The organism is Bacteroides sp., assembly GCF_019417265.1.
Taxonomy (GTDB): Bacteria; Bacteroidota; Bacteroidia; order Bacteroidales; family Bacteroidaceae; genus Phocaeicola.
In genome coordinates, this window is sequence record NZ_DXVR01000033.1 from 1 (window position 1) to 26,473 (window position 26,473).

The 26,473-nt window shown below is 42.1% G+C and carries 20 protein-coding genes and 1 pseudogene; 8 read left to right on the forward strand and 13 right to left on the reverse strand.

The genetic code is table 11. The features are described 5' to 3' along the window. Nucleotides 1-293 precede the first annotated feature (293 nt). A complete protein-coding gene (locus tag QZ379_RS05925; protein WP_291560914.1) occupies nucleotides 294-1,658 on the reverse strand; it encodes a TrpB-like pyridoxal phosphate-dependent enzyme in 1,365 nt (454 codons plus the stop codon). A 232-nt stretch (nucleotides 1,659-1,890) separates the two neighbouring features. Here QZ379_RS05925 and QZ379_RS05930 point away from each other — a divergent pair. Next, a pseudogene (locus tag QZ379_RS05930) lies at nucleotides 1,891-3,717 on the forward strand (potassium transporter TrkG). Between the two features lie 23 nt (nucleotides 3,718-3,740). Next, on the forward strand, nucleotides 3,741-4,430 hold the full coding sequence (locus QZ379_RS05935; protein WP_291560919.1) for a TrkA family potassium uptake protein: 690 nt from the start codon (nucleotides 3,741-3,743) through the stop codon (nucleotides 4,428-4,430). A gap of 149 nt (nucleotides 4,431-4,579) precedes the next feature. Here QZ379_RS05935 and mltG read toward each other — a convergent pair whose 3' ends face one another. The 3 genes from mltG to QZ379_RS05950 form a co-directional block, all read right to left on the reverse strand. After that, a complete protein-coding gene (mltG, locus tag QZ379_RS05940) occupies nucleotides 4,580-5,605 on the reverse strand; it encodes an endolytic transglycosylase MltG (protein WP_291560928.1) in 1,026 nt (341 codons plus the stop codon). A 97-nt stretch (nucleotides 5,606-5,702) separates the two neighbouring features. After that, on the reverse strand, nucleotides 5,703-6,884 hold the full coding sequence (gene dnaJ / locus QZ379_RS05945) for a molecular chaperone DnaJ (protein WP_291560935.1): 1,182 nt from the start codon (nucleotides 6,882-6,884) through the stop codon (nucleotides 5,703-5,705). Between the two features lie 23 nt (nucleotides 6,885-6,907). Next, nucleotides 6,908-7,519, reverse strand: coding sequence for a nucleotide exchange factor GrpE (locus tag QZ379_RS05950; protein WP_291560941.1), 612 nt, complete (start codon nucleotides 7,517-7,519; stop codon nucleotides 6,908-6,910). A 290-nt stretch (nucleotides 7,520-7,809) separates the two neighbouring features. Between QZ379_RS05950 and QZ379_RS05955 the strand changes: the two genes are divergently transcribed. Beyond that, the gene (locus QZ379_RS05955) at nucleotides 7,810-9,432 is read left to right on the forward strand and encodes an ATP-binding cassette domain-containing protein (RefSeq protein WP_291560947.1); all 1,623 of its coding nucleotides are present in this window, start codon (nucleotides 7,810-7,812) and stop codon (nucleotides 9,430-9,432) included. A 98-nt stretch (nucleotides 9,433-9,530) separates the two neighbouring features. Here QZ379_RS05955 and QZ379_RS05960 read toward each other — a convergent pair whose 3' ends face one another. The 7 genes from QZ379_RS05960 to QZ379_RS05990 form a co-directional block, all read right to left on the reverse strand. Next, the gene (locus QZ379_RS05960) at nucleotides 9,531-10,481 is read right to left on the reverse strand and encodes an alpha/beta hydrolase (protein WP_291560960.1); all 951 of its coding nucleotides are present in this window, start codon (nucleotides 10,479-10,481) and stop codon (nucleotides 9,531-9,533) included. Nucleotides 10,482-10,490: 9 nt separating this feature from the next. Beyond that, entirely contained in the window at nucleotides 10,491-11,234 is a 744-nt protein-coding gene (locus QZ379_RS05965; protein ID WP_291560975.1) for a shikimate dehydrogenase, read from the reverse strand. 18 nt (nucleotides 11,235-11,252) lie between these two features. Then, entirely contained in the window at nucleotides 11,253-11,993 is a 741-nt protein-coding gene (ubiE, locus tag QZ379_RS05970) for a bifunctional demethylmenaquinone methyltransferase/2-methoxy-6-polyprenyl-1,4-benzoquinol methylase UbiE (RefSeq protein WP_291560985.1), read from the reverse strand. Nucleotides 11,994-12,061: 68 nt separating this feature from the next. Continuing rightward, a complete protein-coding gene (locus QZ379_RS05975) occupies nucleotides 12,062-13,006 on the reverse strand; it encodes a phosphoribosylaminoimidazolesuccinocarboxamide synthase (RefSeq protein ID WP_291560990.1) in 945 nt (314 codons plus the stop codon). A 36-nt stretch (nucleotides 13,007-13,042) separates the two neighbouring features. After that, nucleotides 13,043-14,065, reverse strand: coding sequence for a PhoH family protein (locus QZ379_RS05980; RefSeq protein ID WP_291561002.1), 1,023 nt, complete (start codon nucleotides 14,063-14,065; stop codon nucleotides 13,043-13,045). A 104-nt stretch (nucleotides 14,066-14,169) separates the two neighbouring features. Next, a complete protein-coding gene (locus tag QZ379_RS05985) occupies nucleotides 14,170-14,796 on the reverse strand; it encodes a lysine exporter LysO family protein (protein ID WP_291561004.1) in 627 nt (208 codons plus the stop codon). After that, the gene (locus QZ379_RS05990; protein WP_291561013.1) at nucleotides 14,786-15,070 is read right to left on the reverse strand and encodes a LysO family transporter; all 285 of its coding nucleotides are present in this window, start codon (nucleotides 15,068-15,070) and stop codon (nucleotides 14,786-14,788) included. The genes QZ379_RS05985 and QZ379_RS05990 overlap by 11 nt, the downstream gene beginning before the upstream one ends. 381 nt (nucleotides 15,071-15,451) lie before the next feature. Between QZ379_RS05990 and QZ379_RS05995 the strand changes: the two genes are divergently transcribed. From QZ379_RS05995 to QZ379_RS06015, 5 genes are read left to right on the forward strand one after another with little or no spacing between them, the layout of a single operon-like run. Beyond that, entirely contained in the window at nucleotides 15,452-15,961 is a 510-nt protein-coding gene (locus QZ379_RS05995; RefSeq protein WP_291561017.1) for an ECF transporter S component, read from the forward strand. A gap of 16 nt (nucleotides 15,962-15,977) precedes the next feature. After that, a complete protein-coding gene (gene tatA / locus QZ379_RS06000) occupies nucleotides 15,978-16,184 on the forward strand; it encodes a twin-arginine translocase TatA/TatE family subunit (RefSeq protein WP_291561023.1) in 207 nt (68 codons plus the stop codon). A gap of 1 nt (nucleotide 16,185) precedes the next feature. Further along, entirely contained in the window at nucleotides 16,186-16,986 is an 801-nt protein-coding gene (tatC, locus tag QZ379_RS06005) for a twin-arginine translocase subunit TatC (protein WP_291561027.1), read from the forward strand. 22 nt (nucleotides 16,987-17,008) lie between these two features. Further along, a complete protein-coding gene (locus QZ379_RS06010) occupies nucleotides 17,009-18,643 on the forward strand; it encodes a M23 family metallopeptidase (protein ID WP_291561039.1) in 1,635 nt (544 codons plus the stop codon). Between the two features lie 24 nt (nucleotides 18,644-18,667). Next, complete coding sequence (locus tag QZ379_RS06015; RefSeq protein WP_291561057.1) at nucleotides 18,668-20,314, forward strand: C69 family dipeptidase; 1,647 nt, start codon at nucleotides 18,668-18,670, stop codon at nucleotides 20,312-20,314. Nucleotides 20,315-20,349: 35 nt separating this feature from the next. Here QZ379_RS06015 and clpB read toward each other — a convergent pair whose 3' ends face one another. Both clpB and QZ379_RS06025 read right to left on the reverse strand, forming a co-directional pair. Further along, nucleotides 20,350-22,938, reverse strand: a complete 2,589-nt coding sequence (gene clpB / locus QZ379_RS06020) for an ATP-dependent chaperone ClpB (RefSeq protein WP_291561066.1) — start codon at nucleotides 22,936-22,938, stop codon at nucleotides 20,350-20,352. A gap of 456 nt (nucleotides 22,939-23,394) precedes the next feature. Continuing rightward, on the reverse strand, nucleotides 23,395-26,473 hold a 3,079-nt coding region (locus QZ379_RS06025), incomplete at its 5' end, for a hybrid sensor histidine kinase/response regulator transcription factor (RefSeq protein ID WP_291561073.1).

Below are 26,473 nucleotides of genomic sequence, written 5' to 3' on the forward strand. Positions count from 1 at the left end.
CCTTTCAAGAATGAAAATCTTGCGTCCTAACCGATAGACGAACGGGCCATCCTATGTTCCGGAAAATCCGGTTTCTTTGTTGTATCGGTATTGATTTCCGATTGCGAGTGCAAAGGTACGAATATTTTTTTAATTTGCAAATATTTCGGGATAAAACATGATAAAAAAAGGACAAAACCTGATATACTCTCATACGCAAATATTGAAGAATATACCAGGTTTTGTATTCTAATTTCCTTAAAACAAGCTTATTATACTGTTAAGGCGATGTATCTGACATTTTTATGCCGATATCATATTTTTTTTACCTCTTCCAGATTTTTTTCTATTTCTTCCTCGCTTAATTCATAGTTTGTGAGGTTTCCGGACAAGTACTGGTCATAAGCGCTCATGTCTATAAGTCCATGACCTGAGAGGTTGAACAGGATAACTTTCTCTTCTCCTGTTTCTATACATTTCTTTGCTTCGTTTATGGCAGCTGCAATGGCATGACATGATTCCGGAGCCGGAATGATACCTTCGGCTTTGGCAAAAAGAATACCTGCATCGAACGTATCGAGCTGTTTTATGTCTACAGCTTCCATCAGTCCGTCTTTCAGCAGCTGCGATACTATAACTCCCGCACCGTGGTATCTCAAACCTCCGGCATGAATGTTTGCAGGAGCAAAATTATGTCCTAAAGTGTACATTGGGAGCAGAGGAGTATATCCGGCTTCATCGCCGAAATCGTATTCAAACTTACCTCTTGTCAGTTTAGGGCATGAAGCAGGTTCGGCTGCTATGTATCTTGTTTTCTTGCCTTCAAGGATTGTGTGACGCATGAACGGGAAGCATATACCGCCAAAGTTTGAACCACCGCCGAAACATCCTATTATTATGTCAGGATATTCGCCTGCCATTTCCATCTGCTTTTCTGCCTCAAGTCCGATTATGGTCTGGTGAAGTGTTACGTGGCTGAGAACAGAACCGAGTGTGTATTTACAGTTCGGAGTAGTTCTTGCCAGTTCTATTGCTTCTGAGATGGCTGTTCCCAATGAGCCCTGATGGTTAGGGTATTTTGTAAGAATATCTTTTCCGGCACGTGTAGACATAGAAGGCGAAGGAGTGACCTGTGCGCCGAATGTCTGCATGATGCTTCTTCTGTACGGCTTCTGCTCGTAGCTTATTTTCACCTGATATACTGCCGCTTCAAGTCCGAACACACGTGCGGCATATGACAAAGCTGCTCCCCACTGTCCGGCACCTGTTTCGGTAGTAATGTTTGTTACTCCTTCCTGCTTGCAGTAATATGCTTGTGCAAGTGCAGAGTTCAGCTTGTGTGAACCGATAGGGCTTACGCTCTCATTTTTGAAATATATGTGTGCCGGTGTGCCCAATGCCTTTTCCAGTCCGTATGCACGTACCAGCGGAGTACTTCTGTAGTATTTGTACATTTCTCTTACTTCTTCCGGGATCTCTATCCATGCGTCAGTCTGGTTCAGTTCCTGATGACACAATTCCTTTGCAAAGATAGGGTAGAGGTCTTCTGCTTTCAGAGGTTCTTTTGTCGCAGGGTTTAGTGGCGGCATAGGTTTGTTTTTCATGTCCGCCTGTATGTTATACCAGTGTGTAGGTATCTCATTTTCCTTAAGGAAAAATCTTTTCTGTTTTTCGCTCATGGCTTATTGTTTTAAAGTTTTGCTCAAAAATAGATAAAAAAGTTTATTTACCAAAGAATTTATCGAATATTTGATACTATAATTGTTGATTTTGTAGAATTATGTAATTTGAGGAGGTGGTAAGGATGTTATTTTGTATTATTATACCTTTCGGCTCAAGTTTTTCTGTACTATTGATTGTTTCATAATATTTTTGTGTAAGTTTGCATATTTCTATAAAACAAAGAAGTACATGGATAATTGGGAACGTCTTTTATTATATAGAAAAAAGCTTGTATTGCCTCGTGTATATCAGTTGGTAGACTGGTTCTCCTGGTTTGCTTGTTTTTTCGCAATATTGTTTATTGCATCTATAGTTTACCGTTATGGATTTACTGTCACCGAGGAAGTTCACTCGGTGCTACACAGTGTTTCAAATGCAGTCTGGATTGTTTTTCTTATCAATACCACTTTGAGTCATTTGTTTTTGAATGATGGTTCTGTCAAGTTTACGGTATGGACATGGCTGCTGGATGTCTGCCTCTATCTGACTCTTCTGCCGGTGGTATTTCATTTGCCGGAACCGGGTAATGCAGCTTACTGGATATGGATATTCTTTAATAGTACTTATTACAAGGCTGCTGTACTCCTTCTCATGTCGCTTACACTGCTGTCCGGTTTCTTTGTACGGTTGCTGGGGCGCAAAACAAATCCATCTCTCATTCTCGCATCGAGTTTTCTTATAATCATTTTGGTCGGAGCCGGACTTCTTATGCTGCCTCGGGCCACCTATAATGGAATATCATGGATAGATGCATTGTTTATTTCAACGAGTGCAACGTGTGTCACAGGCCTTGTGTCGGTAGATGTACCTTCTACATTCACTCTTGAAGGACAGATTATAATAATGCTTCTCATTCAGATTGGAGGTCTGGGAGTAATGACCATTACGAGCTTCTTTGCCATGTTCTTTATGGGAAATACATCCCTCTACAATCAGTTGGCTGTAGGCGATATGATAAGTACCAACTCTCTCAACTCGCTGCTGTCTACATTATTATATATATTGGGATTTACGCTTGCCATTGAGGGGATAGGCATGGCTCTTATATGGTTTGACATACACGGCACATTGGGGATGACACTGTATGAGGAACTCTATTTTTCGGCCTTCCATTCCGTATCTGCATTTTGTAATGCCGGTTTCTCTACTCTGCCCGGCGGTATGGGAAATGATATGGTGATGCACGACCATAATTTTTTATACATAGTACTGTCTATGCTTATCGTATTCGGTGGAATAGGTTTCCCTATATTGGTGAATATGAAGGATACGCTTTTTTACTATCTTCATCATTTATATTCATGGATATTTCATCGCCGACGCAGATTTATAAAGAAAAATTCATCTGTATAACCTTAATACGAAGATTGTTCTGTTTATGACGGCGGTACTTTTATTGGCCGGTACACTGATAATTCTTCTTTTCGAGTGGAACAATGCCTTCTCCGGAATGGCTACTGCCGACAAAGTGGTTCATGCATTCTTCAATTCCGTATGTCCGCGAACGGCAGGTTTTGCCAGTGTCGGACTGACAACTCTTTCCACCCAGACACTTCTGCTTATGATAATTCTGATGATGATTGGTGGCGGAACTCAGTCTACGGCTGGTGGTGTGAAGATAAATGTATTTGCCGTTATTCTGATAAATCTTTTTGCGGTGCTTCGTGGGGTGGAAAGAACGTATATACTCATCGTGAGATATCCTACGATTCAGTAAAGCGTTCAAATGCGGCTTTGATACTGTATCTGCTTATAGTCTTTGTATCTATTTTCATTATGACAGTAGTCGAGCCTCAGGCTTCGGTTATGGCATTGGTTTTCGAATGCGTGTCGGCACTGAGTACAGTAGGCTCGAGTCTGAATCTCACTCCGTCATTGGGCAATGCAGGGAAAATGATAATAATAGTTCTGATGTTTGTCGGCCGTGTGGGAGCATTTACTCTTGTCAGCGGACTAATCAGACAGGAGAAAAAGAAGAATTATAAATATCCGAGTGATAATATAATAATAAACTGATTAATCTATAAATAATACGCGATATGAAATATCTCATTATAGGGTTAGGCAATTATGGAGGAGTGTTGGCCGAAGAGCTTACAGCCCTTGGTCATGAAGTCATAGGTGTGGATTCTGAAGCGCTTCAGGCGGAACGATATAAAGAAAAGGTTGCCACAACATACGTTCTTGACGCTACGGACGATATGGCTCTCTCGGTTCTGCCGTTTAATGGTGTGGATATAGTTATAGTGGCCATAGGGGAGAATTTCGGAGCATCAGTAAGGATTGTGTCATTGCTTAAAAAACGAAATGTGAAACATATCTATGCCCGTGCAGTGGATGATGTGCATAAGGCTGTGTTGGATGCTTTTTCGTTGGACAGGATACTTACCCCCGAAAAGGATGCAGCCAGACTTCTTGTTCAGTTGCTTGAACTTGATGCAGAGGTAGAGCATTTCTCCGTAGATGACAACAATTATGTGTTTAAGTTTGCTGTACCGGCCAAGTTGGTAGGTTATAAAATCAGTGAGCTGAATTTAGAGCAGGAATCCAGACTTCGTATTATTTCTGTCGTTATGGGAAAGCAGACTTCAAATTTCCTTGGAATATCAAAAAAGGAGTATGTTTCTACAATAGATTATTCCGAGGAGTATGACTTGAAGGAAGAGGACGGTTTGGTTTGCTATGGACAGTATTCCGATTTTATGAAGTTCTGGAAGTCTGTCAAATAGTCCTTAAAGATAAGTATGAGTGGTATCAACGAACGGTTATTGAACGTGCAGTGAACAAAAAATAATCTGTTCACTGCACGTTCATTGGCTGTTCAGCGGGTATTTGTTAGTTTAAAATCTGAGATATTATTGGTTAAACTTGAGTCAATTTATTTAATATTTCTTCTGTTCAGCGCCTGTTGGTATTTTCTGGCATTTCTGTTATGCTCGTTAAGCGTGGAAGCAAAGTTATGAGTTCCCGAGAAGTCTTCCTTTGCGCACATGTATATATAATTATGTCTGGAATAATTCAGAACACTGTTTATACCTGTCACTGAAGGTATTCTTATTGGGCCTGGAGGAAGTCCGGCATACTTGTATGTATTATAAGGACTGTCTATTTCCAGATGCTTGAACATAATTCTTCTGAGTCCGAAATCCTGATGGCTGAACTTTACTGTAGGGTCGGCCTGTAAGAGCATTCCGCGTTTAAGTCTGTTGATATATAGTCCGGCCACAAGAGGCTTTTCTGCATTATTGGCTGTTTCTTCGTCCACTATAGAAGCGAGAGTGCAGACTTCCTCTTTAGTCATGTCAAGCGATTTGGCTTTCTGCGTACGTTCTGCATTCCAGAAAGCCTTGTTCTCCTTTATCATTTTTTTGATGAAACTTTCGGCAGACATATTCCAGTACACCTCGTATGTGTTTGGAATGAACAGTGCCGGAATGGTGGCCTTACTGTATCCGATGGAATCTATAAAGCTGCTGTCGTTCAGCAATGTTATTATGCTTGTAGAGTCGGTCATAATCTGTCCGGCAATTCTTGACGCTAATTTATCCATCGTTCTTACGCTTGGCACAACAAGTCTGACAGGTGTTTGCCTTCCGGCTTTCAGTGTTCGGAAAGCTTCAAGTGTCGTTGTTTGAGAACTCATCCTGTATGCTCCGGTGAATATATTGCTGTCATAGCCTTGAATCTTTGCCAACAGCTTTATACCTGTCATGCTTTCAGGGTGCAGGTTTGCCTCTATCTTTGCGAACACAGAATCAGCATTGTCGTCTTCGTCTATATAAATGAATGTTGGACCGGCTGTTCTGAACGGTTTGCTGAATAATAATGAATATGTACTGACGGATATACCGGCCAGTATTATAACTATTATAGAGATGGATATAAATAAAGTTTTTTTCTTCATATAAAACAATTTTTTGAGGTGCAAAGATACTGATAAAACTGTGTTATACAAAAAAAGAGCGGTTTTAGCCGCTCTCGTTTCTTCGTTATATCCTGTTTTAATCGAATAAGCTTCTGAATTTCTTGAAGATTTTCTCTTTCAGGCTTGTGTTTGGCTTGAAGCTTTCAGATTCCTGCCATTTTTCCAGTGCCTGACGTTCTTCCTTTGTCAGAGTTTCAGGGATGTAGACACTTACATTAACCAACAGGTCACCTGTTCCTGTGCTGTATCCGTAGCTGTTGATGTTAGGCAGGCCTTTGCCTCTCAGGCGGAGAACCTTTCCCGGCTGTGTTCCCGGTTCAATCTTGATTTTTGCCTTACCGTCTATTGTAGGAATTTCCACTGTGCCTCCAAGTGCTGCCTGAGGAACGCTTAGGAGCAGGTTATAAATAAGGTCGCTTTCATCTCTTATCAGTTCAGGATGCTTTTCTTCTTCTATCAGAACAAGCAGGTCGCCTGCCACACCGTTGTGCTTTCCGACATTACCCTTACCGTTGATAGTAACCTGCATACCTTCTGCCACTCCGGCAGGGATTTTTACAGTTACGACTTCTTCGCCGTAAACCACACCTTCGCCGTTACATTCCTTACACTTGTTCTTGATGATTTTTCCTTCACCGTTACACTGAGGACATACAGACTGTGTCTGCATCATTCCGAAGATACTTTGCTGAGTGCGTGTAACGCTACCTGTACCGTGACATGTAGGACATGTTTCAGTACCGCTGTTGCCTTCGGCCCCTGTTCCGTGACAGTGAGAACAAGGAACATATTTCTTTACCTTGAATTTCTTTTCTGTTCCTTCAGCAATTTCCTTCAGCGTAAGTTTTGCCTTTACCCTGAGGTCTGCACCACGGAATTTGCGCTGTCTTGGCTGGCCTCCGCCGCCTCCGAAACCGCCAAAGCCTCCGAAACCTCCGTGTCCGCCAAAGATATCGCCGAACATAGAGAAGATATCGTCCATAGACGTACCCTGTCCGCCGAAACCGCCATAACCGCCTCCGGCTGCTCCGCCTACACCAGCATGACCGAACTGGTCGTAGCGTGAACGTTTGTCAGGGTTGCTGAGCACTTCGTATGCCTCTGCTGCCTCCTTGAACTTTTCTTCAGCTTCCTTGTCTCCCGGATTCTTGTCAGGGTGGTACTGTATTGCTTTCTTACGGTATGCTTTCTTTATTTCGTCTGCTGTGGCTGTTTTTTCCACGCCAAGCACTTCGTAGTAATCTCTTTTTGTAGCCATATTTGCGATGTGGTTTTATTGTATTATTGTGCAACTACCACTTTGGCGTGGCGTATAACTTTGTCGTTCAGTTTGTAACCTGTCTGTACACAGTCCAGGACTTTACCCTTCTGTGCTTCTTCCGGAGCCGGAACAAGTGCGATGGCTTCGTGGAAATCAGTGTCGAAAGCTTCTCCCACCGGGTTCATCTTTTCAAGTCCTTCGTGTCCAAGGTTTTTCAGGAACTTCTGATGTATCAGGTCTATACCTTCGTACATAGCCTTAACGTCGTCTGCCTTCTGCATGTTCAGCAATGCACGTTCCAAGTCGTCCAGGATAGGGAGGATAGCCGAGATGGCCTTTTCGCCACCGTTCTTGATGAGCTCTGCCTTTTCCTTCATTGTGCGTTTGCGGTAATTGTCAAATTCAGCCGAAAGACGCAGATATTTGTCTTTATAATCTTCAAGAACCTGTTTTGTTTCTTCAAGCTCTTTAGCTATTTTTTCTTCTTCTGAGATTTCAGTTTCTTTTTCTTCGCCGGCATTTTCAGCAGAATTTGTTTCTTCTGTCTGAGTTTCAGCTTCCTGCTGCTGGTTTTCAGCTTCTTCGTTCTTCAATATTTCTTCTTCCGGATTTTGATTCTGATTTGTACTCATGTCTTTATATGTTATTTTTTTATTATTAATCTGATGGTTTGTGTGCCGGACTTTTCAGGTGCGGCCGAAGGCTATACTACAAAAACCGTGCCTATGCCGTCAATCCGGGTGAAACGAGTGCAAAATTACTAAAAAACTGACATACTGACACAAAAAAACTTATAAAAAGCCGTATTCTGGGAGTGATATGCCTTTCACTGCATTGTAAATTAGCGGGATATTTAGTACCTTTGCACGCAAATTTCAGAATAACAATATTATAAGGTATATACATACAAACAAGCTAAAAAATGATTACAGTTTCTAATGTAGCCGTTCAATTCGGTAAGAGAGTATTGTACAACGATGTGAACATGAAGTTCACAAACGGTAATATTTACGGTGTTATAGGTGCCAACGGTGCAGGAAAATCAACATTCCTTAAGGTTATTTCAGGTGAGCTTGACCCTACTAAGGGAAGTGTTACGCTGGGATCGGGCGAACGTCTTTCTGTACTTAGCCAGGACCACTTTAAGTTCGACGAGCATACTGTACTGGATACAGTTCTCATGGGACACACTGTTCTTTGGGACATTATGAAGCAGCGCGAAGCACTGTACGCCAAAGAAGATTTTACTGATGAGGACGGTATCAAGGCTGCAGAACTTGAAGAAAAGTTTGCCGAACTCGAAGGATGGAATGCGGAAAGCGGTGCTGCAATTCTTCTTAGCGGACTTGGTATAAAGGAAGACAAGCACTATACGCTGATGGGCGACCTGAGCGGTAAGGAAAAGGTGCGTGTCATGCTTGCACAGGCATTGTTCGGTAATCCTGACAACCTGCTTCTGGACGAGCCTACCAACGACCTCGATATGGAAACTGTAACATGGCTGGAAGAGTATCTTTCCAACTTCGAGCATACAGTACTTGTAGTAAGTCACGACCGTCACTTCCTCGACTCAGTATGTACTCATACAGTGGATATCGACTTCGGTAAGGTAAACCTCTTTGCCGGTAACTACAGTTTCTGGTACGAATCAAGTCAGCTTGCTCTCCGCCAGCAGCAGAACCAGAAGGCTAAGGCTGAAGAAAAGCGTAAGGAACTCGAAGAGTTTATCCGCCGTTTCTCTGCCAACGTGGCAAAATCAAAACAGACTACAAGCCGTAAGAAGATGCTTGAGAAACTTAATGTGGACGAAATCAAGCCGTCTTCACGTAAATATCCGGGTATCATCTTCACTATGGACCGCGAGCCGGGTAACCAGATTCTTGAAGTTTCAGGACTTCGTGCCGAAACTGAGGACGGAGTGGTTCTTTTCAACGATGTAAACTTCAACGTTGAGAAGGGCGACAAGATAGTATTCCTGAGTCGCGACCCACGTGCGATGACTGCATTCTTCGAAATCATCAACGAACGCCGTAAACCACAGGCAGGTCATTTCAACTGGGGTGTGACTATCACTACCGCATACCTTCCACTTGACAATACCGATTTCTTCAACTGCGACCTTAACCTCGTTGATTGGTTGAGCCGGTACGGACAGGGCAATGAAGTGGAAATGAAGGGTTATCTCGGACGTATGCTGTTCTCGGGCGAAGAAGTGCTGAAGAAGGTGAATGTACTTTCGGGAGGTGAGAAGATGCGATGCATGATAGCACGTATGCAGTTGAGGAATGCCAACTGTCTGATTCTTGACACTCCAACAAACCACCTCGACCTGGAATCTATTCAGGCATTCAATAACAATCTGAAGCAGTATAAGGGTAACGTGCTGTTTGCATCACACGACCACGAATTCATTCAGACTGTTGCCAACCGTATCATCGAACTTACACCTAACGGTATAATCGACAAGATGATGGAATACGATGAGTACATCACGTCAGATCATATCAAGGAAATGCGTGCGCGTATGTACGGTGATGCAAAATAAAGAATATAATACATATATAAAATAAGAATGCCCGTAGAATAGCTCTCGTAAGCTTATTCATCGGGCATTCTTTGTATAAGGTTGTTTGCTGTCTGTTGTCAATAGATGTATTTATCGACAAAAGCCTTTACCCTCTTTGTATATTCTTCAGGATAGTTTTTATATGATGTGGCATGGTCTGTCTCCGGCACAAGCCATATTTCTTTCGGTTCTGATTTTGCCGCATATACTTCGTTCACCATATATGTAGGTACGAAGTCGTCCTTATCGCCATGTATGAAGAACATCGGTTTATTGCATTTCTTCACCTGCTCTATAGCCGAAGCCTCACGGAAGTTCCATCCGTTCTGAAGCTCGCAAATCCAGCTTGCCGTGTATAGCAGTGGGAATGCCGGAAGGTTGAACTGCTCCTTAAGCTCCTTTTTGAACTGTTCCCAGACACTGGTATATCCGCAGTCCTCTACAAAACATCTGATATATTCCGGCAAGACTTCACCCGAAGTCATCATCGTGGTTGCTGCACCCATGGATATTCCGTGAACTACAGCCTGGATAGAATCACCGAAAATACCCGGAGTGAGGTTTATCCATTCCTTTACGTCAAGACGGTCCAGCCAACCCATCTGTATGGCATCGCCACCGCTCAGTCCTGTGTATCTCAAGTCCGGAATAATGATGTTGTAGTCCAGTGATTCATTGTACATATACCCGATGTGAAACATTCTTATGGCACTGTCAGTATAGCCATGTACTATTACCGCTGTCTTTTTTGTCGGGCGTGATGCGTATGCATAATATGCATGCAGCCTGATTCCGTCAGGTGCGGTGATGAATGTATCTTTCAGCAGTCGGTTACCCTGAAGACTGTCTAACCATCCGTTTATCTGAGGGTAAGTGTCGCGCATATAGGCTTCCGAGCCTGCAAGGTCCTTGCCTCTGTTTTCCGGGCGAAGAGAGTAGTCTATCATGTACAGACTTCCGCCCACCAATCCGCCTGCTATCACAACGATGATTACAGCAAGGCTGATGATTAATTTCTTACGTTTCATGCTGCAATATTATTTGTTCCATATTTCCCAAGCCCCGAACGCCTGAAGCAGGAGCATTTCGAGCCCGTTTTTTACTATTGCTCCTCTTTCCGAACCGTTTTTCATGAATAGAGTGGTATCAGGATTGTAAAGAAGGTCATACAGTAAATGTTCCGGAGTCAGACATTCGTAAGGAATATTCGGACATTCGTCAGCCTTGGGATACATGCCTGTCGGAGTACAGTTCACTATCACCTTATATTCTTTCATCACTTCCGGTGTAAGGTCATCGTATGTGATTGTATTCTCGTTTCTTTTCGACCTTGATACGAATTTTGTTTCCAGTCCTAATTTGTGCAGACCATAGTTTATGGCTTTAGATGCTCCCCCTGTACCTAAGATAAGCGCTCTCTTATGGTGTGGCTCAAGCAGTGATTCTATAGACTGTGTGAAGCCCATTACATCAGAGTTGTAGCCGGTCAGTTTCAGTTTACCCTTATTCTTCTCTATCTTGATTACGTTTACTGCCCCTATTGCCGCAGCGTCTTTGTCAAGTTCGTCCAGATATCCTATAACTTGCTCCTTGTATGGTATAGTCACATTAAGTCCGCAGAGAGTAGGGTTCGCCTTTATCACTTTGTTAAAATCCTCTATTGTAGGAATCTCAAAATTTACATACTCTGCATCAATGATTTCCGAGTGAAATTTCTCGTTGAAAAAGTTTTTTGAGAAAGAATGTCCCAAAGGGTAACCGATTAAACCAAATTTCTTCATCTTAGTAAAAATTTTAAGTTATTTAGTTGCAAAGTAGAGTGTGCAAATACCTAATGTGAGTCTTTTGAATGTCACTTTGCTGAAACCTGCCTTGTATAGAATCTGTTGCATTACTTCTCCCTGTGGAAAAGCCTTTATGGATTGTGGCAGGTATGTGTATGCACTGTTGTCTTTCGATAGTAATTTTCCTATTGTAGGAATTACAACTTTCGAGTAAATGGCATAAAGCTGTTTCATCGGGAATGTTTCCGGTTCGGACAGTTCAAGTATGACCAGATGGCCGCCGAACTTCAGAACGCGGTGCATTTCTGTCAGACCTTTGTCAAGATTCTCGAAGTTGCGTACCCCGAATGCCACTGTTATGGCATCGAATCTGTTGTCAGGGAAGGAGAGGTAAGTACAGTCTTCCTTGGCGAAGGAAATCTGCTTGTCCATTCCCGACTGTTTCACCTTTTCACGTCCCACATTCATCATACCCTCCGAAATGTCAGTACCTATAAGTTCTTCAGGCTGAAGCACGCGGCATGCCTGTATGGCAAAATCGCCTGTACCGGTAGCTACGTCCATCATGTGCATCGGGCGGTATGGCTTGAGCATATTGATGGCCTTGCGTCGCCAGCTCTTGTCAATACCAAGCGAAAGTACATGGTTCAGATTATCGTAAGTAGGAGCGATATTGTCGAACATTTTTTCTACCTGTGCAGCTTTGCTTTCGTCCTGATTGTAAGGTTTTATATTTTCTTGAGGATAGTTTGACATGTTATGGGTTAGTGTAGGATTTGTGGATAGAATATATGATGGGCGGGAAAAGCCCCGCCCGGTCATAATTATTTCAAGTATTCAGTAACGTTCTTTTCGATGCGTGATGCAAGTTCTGCTGTATCAGCCTTAACGAAAGTTTCACCTGTGATGTGTTCGTAAAGTTCGATGTAACGTTCGCTGATAGAGTTTACTATTTCCGGAGTCATTTCAGGAACAGTCTGTCCTTCCTTACCCTGGAAACCGTTGGCCATCAGCCATTCGCGTACGAATTCCTTAGAAAGCTGTTTCTGAGGTTCGCCTTTTTCGAAGCGTTCTTCGTAACCTTCTGAGTAGAAGTAACGGCTTGAGTCAGGAGTGTGGATTTCGTCCATCAGATAAATCTGACCGTTGTGCTTACCGAATTCGTATTTAGTATCAACGAGGATAAGACCGCGTTCAGCAGCCATCTGTGTACCGCGTTCGAACAAAGCAAGGGTATATTTCTCCAGTGTAGCATATTCTTCAGGAGTAGCAAGACCTTTAGCGAGGATTTCTTCTTTAGAGATATCCTCATCGTGCATACCCATTTCAGCCTTAGTAGTAGGAGTGATGATTGGTGTAGGGAATTTCTGGTTTTCGCGCATACCTTCAGGAAGTTTCACACCGCAGATTTCACGGACACCACTCTTGTAAGCACGCCATGCACTACCGCACAAATAACCGCGAACAATCATTTCTACAGGGAAACCTTCGCACATTACACCTACAGTGACCATTGGGTCAGGAGTAGCGAGTTTCCAGTTTGGACAGATGTCAGTTGTAGCATCAAGGAATTTGGCTGCAATCTGGTTCAACATCTGGCCCTTGTAAGGAATACCTTCAGGCAATACAACGTCGAATGCCGAGATACGGTCTGTTGCAACCATGACTAATTTTTCACCGTTGATGTTGTAAACATCGCGAACTTTTCCGTGGTAAACATTCTTCTGACCAGGAAAGTTGAAGTCTGTTTTTGTTAATGCTTTACTCATCTTTTCTATATATTTTAAGAAGTAAATATGTTGTTTCTAATATTGCTTGGCTGTCGTTTTCTTTTCTGCCTTATCCTTTTCCTCTTTATCGGCCTTTGCTTTTTCTGCCTTTTCGGATTTGACTTTTTCCTCGAATTTCTCGTAAGCCTCCACAATTCTTGTCACGAGTTTGTGCCTTACGATATCCTTCTTATTAAGCTCTATGAAGCTGATGCCTTTCACTCCTTTCAGGATTTTCATTGCCTGTACCAGACCCGATGTCTGCGACGAAGGAAGGTCAATCTGTGTCATGTCGCCTGTGATAATCATCTTTGTGTTCATACCCATGCGGGTTAGGAACATTTTAATCTGCTGTGTGGTAGTGTTCTGAGCCTCGTCAAGAATTACTACCGCATCGTTCAGCGTGCGTCCGCGCATGAAAGCCAATGGAGCAATCTGTATGATGTTCAGTTCCATATATTCCTTCAGCTTTGCAGCAGGAATCATATCTTGCAGAGCATCGTACAGCGGTTGCAGATAAGGGTCAATCTTGTCTTTCATGTCTCCCGGCAGGAATCCAAGTTTCTCTCCTGCCTCTACAGCCGGACGGCTTAATATGATTCTTTTGATTTCCTTGTTCTTGAGAGCCCTCACAGCCAGAGCTATTGCGGTATAAGTCTTGCCCGAACCGGCCGGTCCTATGGCGAATATCATATCGTTTTTTTCGAAATCCTTTACTAACTTCAGTTGGTTGGAACTTCTCGGAATTATAGGTTTTCCGGTAACACTGAACACGATTGCCTCGCTGTTCTTTTCTATTTTAGTGTTTTTGCCTTTTACTATGTCCAATATAACCTCTTCGTTGAGCGAATTGTATATCGAACAATGTTTCTCTAATGCTGTCACAGCTTCTTCGAAGGCACACATTTCCTCTTCGTCTCCCATGATTTTTATGACATTTCCTCTTGCCACTATTCTCAGTTTGGGAAACAGAGCCTTAATCATTTGCATGTTGGTGTTGTTCACACCGTAGAAGATAACCGGATCTATATCTTCCAGTACAATATGTTTTTCTATCATTAAGTTTAAATCAATATGCTTATGTTTGGTTTATTTTTTCTGCAAATTTAATGAAACCTTTTGATTGTTTTGTAGAAAAGTGTATAAAAAATGCCGACTTAGGGTTAAAGCCGGCAAAAAAATGATACGAAAAACGGTACCGTAAGGTCTATCAATATCCCGTGGAATATAGCCACAGGTATCATGTCTTTTCCTGAGTATCTTGTTATTATTGGCAGCACCACATCCATGGAATTTACTCCGGCGGCAGAAATCGGTGCCAGTTTGCCGAAATATTTCACCAGCAGCGGCGTGCCTAACAGAGCCATCATCTCGCGGAAGATATTCGACAGTAGCGCTATTGTTCCCAACTCTGTAGCAAGCTGAATTCCCAAAGATGCTTCCTTGAACTGTGTTATCAGGATGGACGACAGCGAGTAGTATGCAAATCCGCTTCCCACAGCCATACAGTCGAATATGCTCCATTGCGAAAGAAGCAGACTGGCTACGGCCGAAAACAGCAATGTGCCGATAATGGTTGCAAGTGGAATCAGAAGATATTTCGGACGTATATCCTTGATTATGGATTTCAAATCCTTGCTCGAACCTATGCTCAGTCCCACCTGTAGCATAAGTGCATAGAGGATATACATTGACAGGTTGGTTTTCTGCAAGTCGAGAGGTATTATGTCCAATACTCCCAACAAGCATCCTGCCATAAAAAACAGAAGAACTATCAGACTACCCTTCATGGCTTTCTCCTTTCTTGAAAAACAGTGTCAGTACTAACCATGCAGCGATGATACTGCCACAAGTAGCCGAGAAAGCTATTATGGCTGCCTGCCATCCGAAACTGCCTAAATTCTCTATTATTCTGTCATTCGAACCTACGGAAAGGCCCATAATGAAAAGCAATAATACAATAGTGTATGAGATGGTTTTTTCTGTTTTTCTCAGAAAGTCCATGTTTCTGAATATATAACCTAAGATGATTCCTGTAAACATTGTTCCTATGATTGTAAACATAACTGTAGCTTTTTAGAAATTAGAGAATGTGATTGCCTTGAGATATATACTTGATATACCTCTGACTTATAATTAGGGAATTAAATGATTGTGTAACGGTTATGTTTATTGGAATCCGCTGAACCAATGAACGGACGCACTGCGGTGTCCGAATGTCAGATATATTCGGAGCGGAGTGTGTGGCTGTATGTATGTCAGAAGTTTGTTCATCGGTCAGTTTGTTTAGTTTTGTGCTGCAAAGGTATGATAAAATTGCATATTTTCCAAATATTTATAAGTTTTTCCTTCTTTCGGGAAATTATTTCCCTCGTTATATGGTAGATAATTGTTTGAAAGTAATAACTTTGCAACTATTAATAATAAAGTAAGTAAATATTTGATATGAATACAGCGTTTAATTTTGTTTCTTTATCCTACAGACAGAGCAGGACATATCTGTTTTCTGTACTTTTCGTTTTGGGAAATATACTTCTGCCTCAGTTATGCCATTTGGTTCATCTTGGCGGCTCTACTATGTTGCCTATTTATTTTTTCACTTTGGTTGGAGCCTATAAATATGGGATGAGGCTTGGTCTGCTTGTAGCCATACTTTCCCCTCTTGTAAATTCATTTTTCTTCGGAATGCCCGTACAGGCTTTGCTTCCGGCCATAATATGTAAGTCTGTGTTGCTTGCTGTTGCAGCAGGATTCCTGGCAGAACGTACCGGAAAACTTTCCATATTGTCACTGACAGGTGTCGTACTGTTTTATCAGACCGTAGGCGGAATGGCAGAGTGGGCTATCACGGGAAGTCTTGATGCGGCTCTTCAGGATTTCAGAATAGGAGTTCCGGGAATGCTTCTTCAGGTTTTCGGAGGATATTGGCTTTTAAAATCTATTTCAAAGGTTTAATCTATAAATATAATTTATGACTACATTATTGTTACTGGGATTGGGAATGCAGGAAATAATACTCATTGCGCTTGTGGTCCTGCTTCTGTTCGGAGGAAGAAAGATACCTGAATTGATGAAAGGTTTAGGTAAGGGAGTGAAGAGTTTCAAGGACGGAGTGAAGGGTATCGAGGAAGATGCTGACTTGTCCGATAAGGGAAATAAGGAAAAGAAAGAACAATAAAGTGGAGCAGAACGATAAAGTAATGACTTTTTGGGACCACTTGGACGAGTTGCGAAGTGTCCTTTTCCGTATAGTGGCTGTAGTGGCCATATTTACTATCTTAGGATTTTGTTTCAAGGACCAGCTCTTTGCCGTTGTGCTTGCCCCAAAGGAGTCCGATTTTATTTTTTACAGATTTCTTTGCCGTTTGTCGGAGTGGCTTTCAATGCCCGGCCTGTGTCCCGGTGAATTCAATTCCACGCTTATCAATACCCAGCTGGCCGGTCAGTTTATGATGCATGCCATGGTGTCAATATATGCAGGTCTGATAGTGGCCTCGCCATATGTCATTTATAAACTGTTCCGTTTTATTTCGCCTGCATTATATGAGAATGAGCGCAAGTACTCCATTCGTGTCGTTACAAGCGGATATCTGCTGTTCGTCACAGGCGTATTGGTAAACTATTTCATCATATTCCCGCTTACATTCCGCTTCCTGGCGTCCTATCAGGTAAGTTTTGAGGTTCAGAACACCATTATGCTTTCGTCGTATATCGATACGCTGATGCTTCTGAGTGTGCTTATGGGAATTGTATTCGAGATACCTGTGGTATGCTGGTTCCTTGCCAAGATAGGCGTGCTCCATTCTTCGTTCATGCAGAAATACAGAAAGCATGCATACGTTGTGGCCCTTATAGTGGCAGCTGTTATCACTCCCACATCCGATATATTTACATTGCTGCTCGTTTCAGTACCTATCTTTGTACTGTACGAAGCAAGTATTCTTATAGTTAGAAAGGTTGATAAGAATGTCGATGATTGATTTGAGAAAAACTTTTTTTGCCATGCTTTGTTGTGTTGCCTCGGTTTCATACGCCGGTGATACTATAAAGTATTGTGCGCCATTGGATTTTCCGTTATTGCTCAGCGCCAATTTCGGCGAACTGAGGCCAAACCATTTTCATAACGGTCTTGATTTCAAGACAAAAGGTACAGTCGGACATCCCGTAAGATGTATTGCCGACGGATATGTGTCGCGTGTAGCCGTCCGGCACGGAGGATACGGCCAGGCCATATATATCACTCATCCCGACGGACATACATCCGTCTACGGTCATGTTTTTTCGTTTGCTCCCGAAGTGGAGAAGTACGTCAGGGAATATCAGTATGCCAACGAAACTTTCGTCTGCTATCTATATCCCGAACCCGGACGTTTCAAGTTCAAGAAAGGCGACATAATAGCATTGAGCGGTAATGAAGGTTCTTCTGCCGGTCCTCATCTTCATCTTGAGATAAGAAAAACCGGAACAGATGAATATCTTGACCCGATGCCTTATTTCAGAACCAGAATCAAGGATACAAAGGCTCCTAAGGCAAGCTTTATCGGACTTTATCCAGTCAGAGGTAAAGGAGTGGTGGAAGGCTCGACCAATAAAAAGATTTATCCTGTAGCATCAATCAAGTCGCCCGTCACAGCATGGGGGCAGATATATGCTGCCATAAGTGCAAAGGATTACATGGACGGCACATCCAATTTTTATGGAGTACATTCCGTCACTCTTTATGTTGATTCTGTAAAAGTGTTCAGCAGTAAGACCGACAGAGTTTTTCCTGATGAAAACAGAATGATAAATACTTTTACCGATTATGACGAACTGGTTCGTTCCCGCAGATTGCTGATGCGTTCGTACAAATCACCCGGAAACAAACTTCGTCTGCACCATGTAGGAGAGGGCAGGGGTATTGTGAACATTGACTGCGAAAAGGATTATAAGTTCGTCTATGTCCTCGAAGACAACTTTGGAAATAAGAGTACTTACCGGTTTACGGTTAGAGGGCAGAAGCAGGATATACCGGAATACCGAATGACGGGAGAAGAACTTCTTCGGGCATCGCATACGGCTATTATCCAACGTCCCGGTATGGAATTTATCATACCTAAAGGAATGCTCTACGATGATACTGAAGTAAGCGTAGGCATTACTGCCGAAGATACAACAGCCGTTTCACTTGAGTATGACATTGATGCAGGAAACGCTCCGCTTCACGGTTACTGCCCTTTGGCGATAGGAGTGAGGAAACTGAATACCGTATCTCCCGATAAATATTATATAAGACAGATTGATGGCAGGAGAGCATATTATGTAGGAGGAAAATACGACAATGGCTGGATGAAAGCCAAAGTGCGTAACTTCGGAAAGTACTCCGTGGCTGTCGATACTGTTCCTCCTTCTGTTGTTCCGCTTGACAAGGCAAAATGGCGTTCTACCTCGAATATCCGTCTCAAGGTTTCCGACAAGGCTACCGGAATCAGTACCTACAAGGTATATATCGACGGAAAGTTCGTTCTCTTCGGTCTGAAGAAAGGAATCCTTGTCATCCAGGACAAAGAGAAAGTAAGGAGGGGAGTACCTCACAAGTTGGAAGTCGTGGTGACCGATAATTGCGGAAACGAAACACGTAAACAATTAAATTTCTAAATAATAATTCAATCACAAACGCTTATGACAAACAGATTGTTGATGGCTGTAGTACTGCTAACAGCCTTTGTAGTAAACGGTTGGGCTTGTACCAACTTTATTGTCGGCAAGAAAGCGTCTGCCGACGGTTCTGTAATAGTGTCCTATTCTGCCGATTCTTACGGAATGTTCGGATGGCTGTATCACTATCCTGCAGCTACACATCCGGAAGGAACGATGCGCGATATCCGCGATTGGGATACCGGCAAGTATCTCGGTCAGATTAAGGAAGCCAAGCAGACATATAATGTAGTGGGAAATATGAACGAATATCAGGTAACTATCGGCGAAACTACATTTGGCGGTCGTCCTGAACTGGTGGATACTACAGGTGTCATGGACTACGGAAGTCTTATCTATGTAGCTCTCCAGCGTTCTCGTACAGCCAAGGAAGCTATCAAGGTTATGACAGACCTCGTAAAGGAATACGGTTATTACAGCAGTGGTGAGTCTTTCTCTATTGCCGACCCTAACGAGGCATGGATTATGGAAATGATTGGTAAGGGACCGGGTGTAAAAGGTGCGGTATGGGTAGCAGTCCGTATTCCTGACGACTGTATCGCTGCTCATGCCAATCAGAGCCGTATCCACAAATTCAATCTTAATGACAAGGATAACTGCCTTTATTCTCCTGATGTGATATCATTTGCACGCGAAAAAAGCTATTTCAGCGGAAAGAACTCTGAATTCAGCTTTGCCGATGCATACTGTCCTCTTGAATTCGGTGGACTCCGTTTCTGCGAGGCACGTGTATGGAGCTTCTACAATATGTTCAGCAAGACAACAGGCGAGGCATATCTCCCGTATATCCTTGGCAAGAGCAAAGAACCTATGCCGCTTTACATAAAGGCTGATTCAAAACTTTCAGTTCGCGATGTCCAGAGAGCTATGCGCGACCATTACGAAAGTACACCGCTCGACATCACTAAGGATATGGGTGCAGGCCCTTTTGAAACTCCTTACCGTCTTTCTCCTCTTACATTCAAGGTTGACGGAGTGGAATACTTCAACGAACGTCCTATCTCTACACAGCAGAGCGCATTCTCTTTCGTGGCACAGATGCGTGCCAACCTGCCTGACCCTGTAGGCGGTGTGTTGTGGTTCGGACTTGATGATGCGAATATGACAGTCTTTACTCCTGTCTACTGCTGTACAGACAGAATCCCTGTTCCATACGCTGAAGGAAACGGCGACTGCATCACATTCTCATGGGATTCTGCTTTCTGGATTTACAACTGGGTGGCAGACATGATTCGTCCACGCTACAGCCTGATGATAGACGATATGCGTGCCGTACAGAATGAGCTTGAAAATACTTTCGAGGCAGCTCAGGAAGGTGTTGAATCTGCAGCGTTGAAACTGTATCAGGAAGACCCTGCAAAAGCTCAGGCTTTCCTTACTAACTATACAGATATGACAGCGCGTACTACTATCGACCGCTGGAAGAAACTTGCAGAATTCCTTATCGTACGTTATAACGACGGTGCAAGAAAATTAGTCAAGAACGGTAAGATGGTTGCTCCTGAAACAGGAAATTGTGCTCCGCTTGAGCGTCCGGGATATCCTGAAGAATTCCTTAAGGAACTTGTGAAAGCTACAGGCGACAGATATAAATCAGTTGAATTGAAATAAAAAAAGAGGCCCTCGGGCCTCTTTTTCTGTTATTATCAGTTGCGGAAACTCAATCCGTCTCCACCACGTTCCACTATGATTGGTTTTGTTCTGTCCACTTCCTGTGAAAGAAGTTTCTTTGACAAGTCATTGAGCAGATAACGCTGTATCGCACGTTTCACCGGACGCGCACCGAACTCAGGGTCGTAACCAGCAGTAGCTATGAAGTCTACAGCCTCGTCAGTCATCTGGAGCTGTACACCGTTCTCTTCAAGCATCTTTCTGATGCCGTTTATCTGCAGACGTACAATCTGTTCTATTTCATTCTTGTTCAATGGCAGGAACATGATAGTTTCGTCTATACGGTTCAGGAATTCAGGACGGATAGTCTTCTTCAGCATATTCATCACCTCGTTCTTGGTTTCCTCTATTATAGTGTCATGATTCATCGGAGTGATTTTCTCAAACTGGCTTTGTATGTATGAGCTTCCCAGGTTTGAAGTCATGATTATGATAGTATTCTTGAAGTTTACCGTACGTCCCTTGTTGTCTGTCAGACGACCGTCGTCCAATACCTGAAGCAGGATGTTGAATACGTCCGGATGAGCCTTCTCGATTTCGTCGAACAGTACCACAGAGTAAGGTTTACGTCTTACTGCCTCAGTCAGCTGTCCGCCTTCATCGTAACCGACGTATCCCGGAGGCGCTCCGATAAGTCGTGACACAGAGTGTTTCTCCTGATACTCACTCATATCTATACGAGTCATCAGCGATTCGTCATCGAACAGATATTCTGCCAGTGCCTTGGCCAACTCAGTCTTACCTACACCGGTTGTACCGAGGAAGATGAATGAGCCTATCGGACGTTTAGGATCCTGCAATCCTGCACGGCTACGTCTTACGGCATCAGACACAGCCTGGATAGCCTCGTCCTGACCTATGACACGCTTGTGCAACTCGTCTTCCAGATGAAGGAGTTTCTCGCGTTCGCTTTGCAGCATCTTGCTTACCGGTATTCCTGTCCAGCGTGATACTACGTCGGCAATGTCTTCTGCGGTAACCTCTTCCTTGATCATGGCACTGTCGCCCTGTTTGTGTTTCAGGTCTTCCTGAATATTCTTTATTTCAGCTTCCAGAGCCTGCAGCTTGCCGTAACGTATTTCAGCCACACGTCCATAGTCACCCTCACGCTCAGCCTTGTCAGCCTCGAATTTGAGTTGTTCTATTTCCTTCTTGTTCTGCTGTATCTTGTTTACAAGTTCCTTCTCGCTCTGCCATTTAGCCTTGTAAGAAGTTTCCTGTTCTTTCAGTTCGGCAATTTCCTTGTTAAGCTGTGCAAGCTTGGCTTCATCCTTCTCACGTTTGATAGCCTCACGCTCAATCTCAAGCTGTTTCAACCGGCGTTCAATCTCGTCAAGCTCTTCAGGCAATGAGTCACGTTCCATACGCAACTTTGCTGCAGCCTCGTCCATAAGGTCGATAGCCTTATCCGGCAAGAAACGTTCTGTGATATACCTGTTGCTCAATTCTACGGCAGCTATGATAGCCTCGTCTTTGATACGCACCTGATGGTGGTTCTCGTATCTTTCCTTTAGGCCACGGAGGATTGATATTGAACTCTGGGTATCAGGCTCGTCTACCATAACTGTTTGGAAACGACGTTCAAGCGCCTTATCCTTTTCGAAATACTTCTGGTATTCGTCAAGTGTGGTAGCACCGATACTTCTCAGTTCGCCACGTGCCAATGCCGGTTTAAGGATGTTTGCGGCATCCATCGCGCCTTCGCCTTTACCTGCACCAACCAGGGTATGTATCTCATCGATGAACAATATTATGTTACCGTCCGATTTTGTTACCTCATTGATTACAGATTTAAGTCTTTCCTCGAACTCACCTTTGTATTTGGCACCTGCAACCAGCGCACCCATATCGAGTGAGAACAGCTGTTTGTTCTTCAGGTTCTCAGGCACGTCACCACGAAGGATACGCTGTGCCAGACCTTCCACGATAGCTGTCTTACCTGTACCCGGCTCACCTATCAGGATAGGGTTGTTCTTTGTACGACGGCTCAGAATCTGAAGTACACGTCTGATTTCCTCGTCACGGCCGATTACCGGGTCCAGCTTTCCTGTACGTGCAGCCTCTATCAGGTTTATCGCATACTTTGAAAGTGACTGATAAGTGTCCTCGCTTGATTGTGAAGTAACCTTCTGTCCCTGTCTCAGTTCGTTGATTGCAGCACGCAATTCCTTGTCTGTCATTCCGGCATCCTTCAGGATTGTTGCCACTGTACTCTTCACATTGAGCAAAGCCAGAATTATAGCTTCAAGTGAAACGAACTCGTCGCCAAGCTCTTTTGAGTACTCAACTGCCTTTTGCAATACATTGTTTGTATCGCGGCTCAGATAAGCCTCACCGCCTGAAACCTTAGGCAGAGATGCAATCTGACGGTCAAGAACTGTAGCTACCTGCTGGCCGTTTATTCCAAGCTTCTGGAATATGAAGTTGGTTACGTTTTCGCCCACCTTCAATACACCTGCAAGTATGTGTTCCGGCTCTATGGCCTGCTGTCCGCGGCTCTGTGTCAAGTTCACAGCCTCCTGAACAGCCTCTTGCGATTTGATTGTAAAGTTGTTGAAATTCATATATTCTCCTTTCTTATTTATTCTTTCTTATTTATTTTTATGACATAAGAACAAAAGACCATATTTTTTTGTCCTTGTGTTCTTGTGTCTTAAACCACGCCTATATCACTCCAAACTCCTTGCCAAACCTGTTTTTCGAATGATTATATGTCTAAATGTCAGATACATAGCGTTCAGGACTGCAATTTTGTCCTTTAAAGAGTACAATTTGTCAGTATCAAAGTATATATTGGTTATTTAAACTGTTGAAATATAGATTTAATGGGGTTAGCGAATGCCTGGTGAACGCCTGATGAATGGTCAATAAACAATTAGTGAACGCCAAATAGCCATAAAATTCATTCGAAATATCATGTTCATTTAGCGTTCACAAACCGTTCATTAAGTCTTCACCGGATGTAATTTAGATTGAATTATATAAACCTTATCCCATTGGGAAGTTTTGAAACATTACATTCAGTTTTCCATTTCGCTCGGAAGGAATCCAAATTCCTTTTTGAAGCATATACTGAAATATTTAGGGTCGTTAAATCCAACCATATAAGCTATTTCTGAAATTCTTGTACCGCCTTTTTTGTTTAGGATTTCTCGTGCCATTTTTAGGCGTACATCTTTGATAAGGTTTGATGTAGTCATGCCTGTAAGAGATTTCAGCTTACGATATATGGTAGATTTGCTCAGTCCAAGCACTTCGGTAAGTTTGTTTTGGTCAAAGTCCGGATCTGTATAATTATTGTATATGCAATCCATAACTTGTTTTATGAATTCTTCGTCCGGTGTAGTGTAATCCAATTCTTTTGGGTTGAAAACCTGTTGTGTCTTGAATTCGGATATTCGTTTTTCCCTTGCTTGCAATAAGTTTTCAATTCTTGCATTTAGTACATTTACGGAGAAAGGCTTTTTCAAGTATGAATCAGCTCCGGATTGATAAGCATCCACTACATCCTCTTCAGTGGTTTTAGCTGTGAGAAGAATAATAGGTATATGGCTGAACTCAATATCCTCCTTGATGGCTTTACACAATTTATAACCGTCCATTTCAGGCATCATGACATCTGAAATAACCAATTGTATGTCTTGTTCCTTGAGCACCCCTAATGCTTCTTTTCCGTTTCCGGATGTAAATATGTTGTATTTTCTCGAAAGTATATTTCTAAGAAGAAGAATCAAGTCCGGATTATCTTCCACTACTAAGATGTTATAATTCCTGCTTTCAATGTTACTCTCGTTTTCAAGTTTGTCTGTCAGCAAATCTTCTTGTTCCTTGTTTTCGCACAATTCCTCCTGTGAATACGATTCAGCGTTAACAGGTATGCTGATAATAAAGTTTACACCTTTCTTGGGCTGATTGTCCACTTTGATTTCTCCTTTATGAAGCACCACCAAATCCCTTACCAAAGAAAGGCCTATGCCTGTTCCTGAAGTATGGAATTTCCTGAAATCGCCGTCATAAAAACGTTTGAAAAGGTTTTTCATCGTATTTTCCGACAGGCCGTTACCATTATCCTTGACTTGGATGACAGCCTTCTTTCCGTCGTTCTCAGTATTTAGGATAACATCTATATGCACCCCTTCGGAATTGTATTTCAGTCCGTTGGACAATAAGTTATATAATATCTTGTCTATCTTGTCCGAATCAAAATACGCATAAATCTCCTCGTTCTCACATTTGAAATCGATTGTAATATTCTTTTGTCTCATCAAAGGGATGAAACTCTCTATGTTTTTTGCTATAAACTGTGACAGGTTTTGCCTTGCCACCTGTAATTTCAGGTTACCGGTTTCGGCCTTTCTGAACTCCAATATTTGCTGAATAAGCCTTACCAGCCTGTTAGTGTTGGTAGAGATGATTTCATATTCTTTCGGAGTTATGAGCTGTTTGGAATCTTCTATCGCAGCCGAAATGATGGTAATCGGAGTAAACAGCTCGTGCGTGATGTTCGTAAAGAAACGCAGTTTCGCCTGGTTCAGCTCGTCCGATTTCTCTTTTTCAATCTTTTGTATCTTGATGGTAGTACGAAGCCTGATTTTTTGTCTGGCAGATCGATAAATATATACGAGTATCAGTACAATTAATATCGTGTAAATACAATACGCCCACCATGTTTTATATATTGGAGGTAATATGTCTACTACCATTTCTTTGGTAAAATTATTCCAAATGCCATATTCGTTTGTACATTTTAATTTGAATTTATATTTTCCAGGAGAAAGATTTGCATAATGGGCAAATCTTTTGTCGGAGCCGGTAAATAACCATTCCTTGTCATAACCTTCCAGTTTGTATGCATATCTCACTTTTTCTGGAGCAGAATACAGCATAGGTGAAAATTCTATAGTAAAATTTGAATAATTGCCAGGTACTTCTATTGTTTCTGCATATCCAGGCATAATTGAATATTTGACGGAATGACTATTAATTTTGAAATCTGTTATAAATACGTTATTTTCCCAATTGGCAGCTTTTATTTTTTCAGGGTAGAAATGAATGTAGCCATGATATGTTCCAAAATAAATTTCGCCGTCCTCAGATTGTGTTACAGCTCGTGGTACGAACTGATTGTCTGGTAATCCGTTACTTTTATTATAAAGTCTGAATACAGATTTACTTAAGTCTGTAGCAGGATAGAATCTGATAAGTCCGATATTGCTACCTAACCACAGTGTACCTTCTTTATCTTCTGTAATACTATTGATTACGTCTGTTGGGAAATCTGTTATTGTATTTATTGACTCGAAGATGTCTTTTTCCTCATTATATATACACAATCCTCCTCCATCCGTTCCAGCCCAGATACGTTTTTCTTTGTCTTGAAACAGATAATTTATATTTGAAGCTGGTGCTTTTCCACTAACAGGATTATATTTTGTCTGTTTTACAACTTTAAAATCTTTTCCATCGAATTGGATTTTTATAATTCCATTTGAAATTGTACCTGCCCAAATTGTATTATCAGATGTTTGAATAATGGTGTTATAGTCGTTGCTTTCGCCAATGATTACATTCTCAATATTTAAATCATTGTCTATATGTTCTATCACATTTCTACCTGCTATCCATATACCGTTTTGTCTGGATTTTTTAATCTGATAGATAATACTTTTAATATTATTGGAGTAGAAATGTTTAGGATAATTGTTGAAATTATCGTCTTCATAATAATATAATCCGTATTGTGTCCCTAAAATAATCCGTTTAAAATCCTGTTGTTGGAAAATAGTATGTATGCAAGAGAATAGATTAGGATTTATTTTTGCATCTATAGATGAGAAATAATGTTTTTTTTCAGGTAAAAATATGGAAAATCCATTACTGCCAATACCCATAAATATCTGGTTTCTGTTATTGACTAATATACTTTTTACTGTATTGGAATGTAATTTTTTGTGAACGTCAAGTATCTCATTGGTTTGAAATCCGAGATAATTCGTTTTTATGTAATAAATACCGCCTCCTAATGTTCCTAACCAGATGTTACCTTGCTTATCGCTTATCAGGGCGTCTATATCATTAAAAAGTAAAGAATTATTATTG

Bases quoted from the DNA above. Each gene is read 5' to 3' on its own strand.
- QZ379_RS05925 (WP_291560914.1), bottom strand. From the start codon at position 1,658: ATGAGCGAAAAACAGAAAAGATTTTTCCTTAAGGAAAATGAGATACCT.
- QZ379_RS05935 (WP_291560919.1), top strand. From the start codon at position 3,741: ATGAAATATCTCATTATAGGGTTAGGCAATTATGGAGGAGTGTTGGCC.
- mltG (WP_291560928.1), bottom strand. From the start codon at position 5,605: ATGAAGAAAAAAACTTTATTTATATCCATCTCTATAATAGTTATAATA.
- dnaJ (WP_291560935.1), bottom strand. From the start codon at position 6,884: ATGGCTACAAAAAGAGATTACTACGAAGTGCTTGGCGTGGAAAAAACA.
- QZ379_RS05950 (WP_291560941.1), bottom strand. From the start codon at position 7,519: ATGAGTACAAATCAGAATCAAAATCCGGAAGAAGAAATATTGAAGAAC.
- QZ379_RS05955 (WP_291560947.1), top strand. From the start codon at position 7,810: ATGATTACAGTTTCTAATGTAGCCGTTCAATTCGGTAAGAGAGTATTG.
- QZ379_RS05960 (WP_291560960.1), bottom strand. From the start codon at position 10,481: ATGAAACGTAAGAAATTAATCATCAGCCTTGCTGTAATCATCGTTGTG.
- QZ379_RS05965 (WP_291560975.1), bottom strand. From the start codon at position 11,234: ATGAAGAAATTTGGTTTAATCGGTTACCCTTTGGGACATTCTTTCTCA.
- ubiE (WP_291560985.1), bottom strand. From the start codon at position 11,993: ATGTCAAACTATCCTCAAGAAAATATAAAACCTTACAATCAGGACGAA.
- QZ379_RS05975 (WP_291560990.1), bottom strand. From the start codon at position 13,006: ATGAGTAAAGCATTAACAAAAACAGACTTCAACTTTCCTGGTCAGAAG.
- QZ379_RS05980 (WP_291561002.1), bottom strand. From the start codon at position 14,065: ATGATAGAAAAACATATTGTACTGGAAGATATAGATCCGGTTATCTTC.
- QZ379_RS05985 (WP_291561004.1), bottom strand. From the start codon at position 14,796: ATGAAGGGTAGTCTGATAGTTCTTCTGTTTTTTATGGCAGGATGCTTG.
- QZ379_RS05990 (WP_291561013.1), bottom strand. From the start codon at position 15,070: ATGTTTACAATCATAGGAACAATGTTTACAGGAATCATCTTAGGTTAT.
- QZ379_RS05995 (WP_291561017.1), top strand. From the start codon at position 15,452: ATGAATACAGCGTTTAATTTTGTTTCTTTATCCTACAGACAGAGCAGG.
- tatA (WP_291561023.1), top strand. From the start codon at position 15,978: ATGACTACATTATTGTTACTGGGATTGGGAATGCAGGAAATAATACTC.
- QZ379_RS06010 (WP_291561039.1), top strand. From the start codon at position 17,009: ATGCTTTGTTGTGTTGCCTCGGTTTCATACGCCGGTGATACTATAAAG.
- QZ379_RS06015 (WP_291561057.1), top strand. From the start codon at position 18,668: ATGACAAACAGATTGTTGATGGCTGTAGTACTGCTAACAGCCTTTGTA.
- clpB (WP_291561066.1), bottom strand. From the start codon at position 22,938: ATGAATTTCAACAACTTTACAATCAAATCGCAAGAGGCTGTTCAGGAG.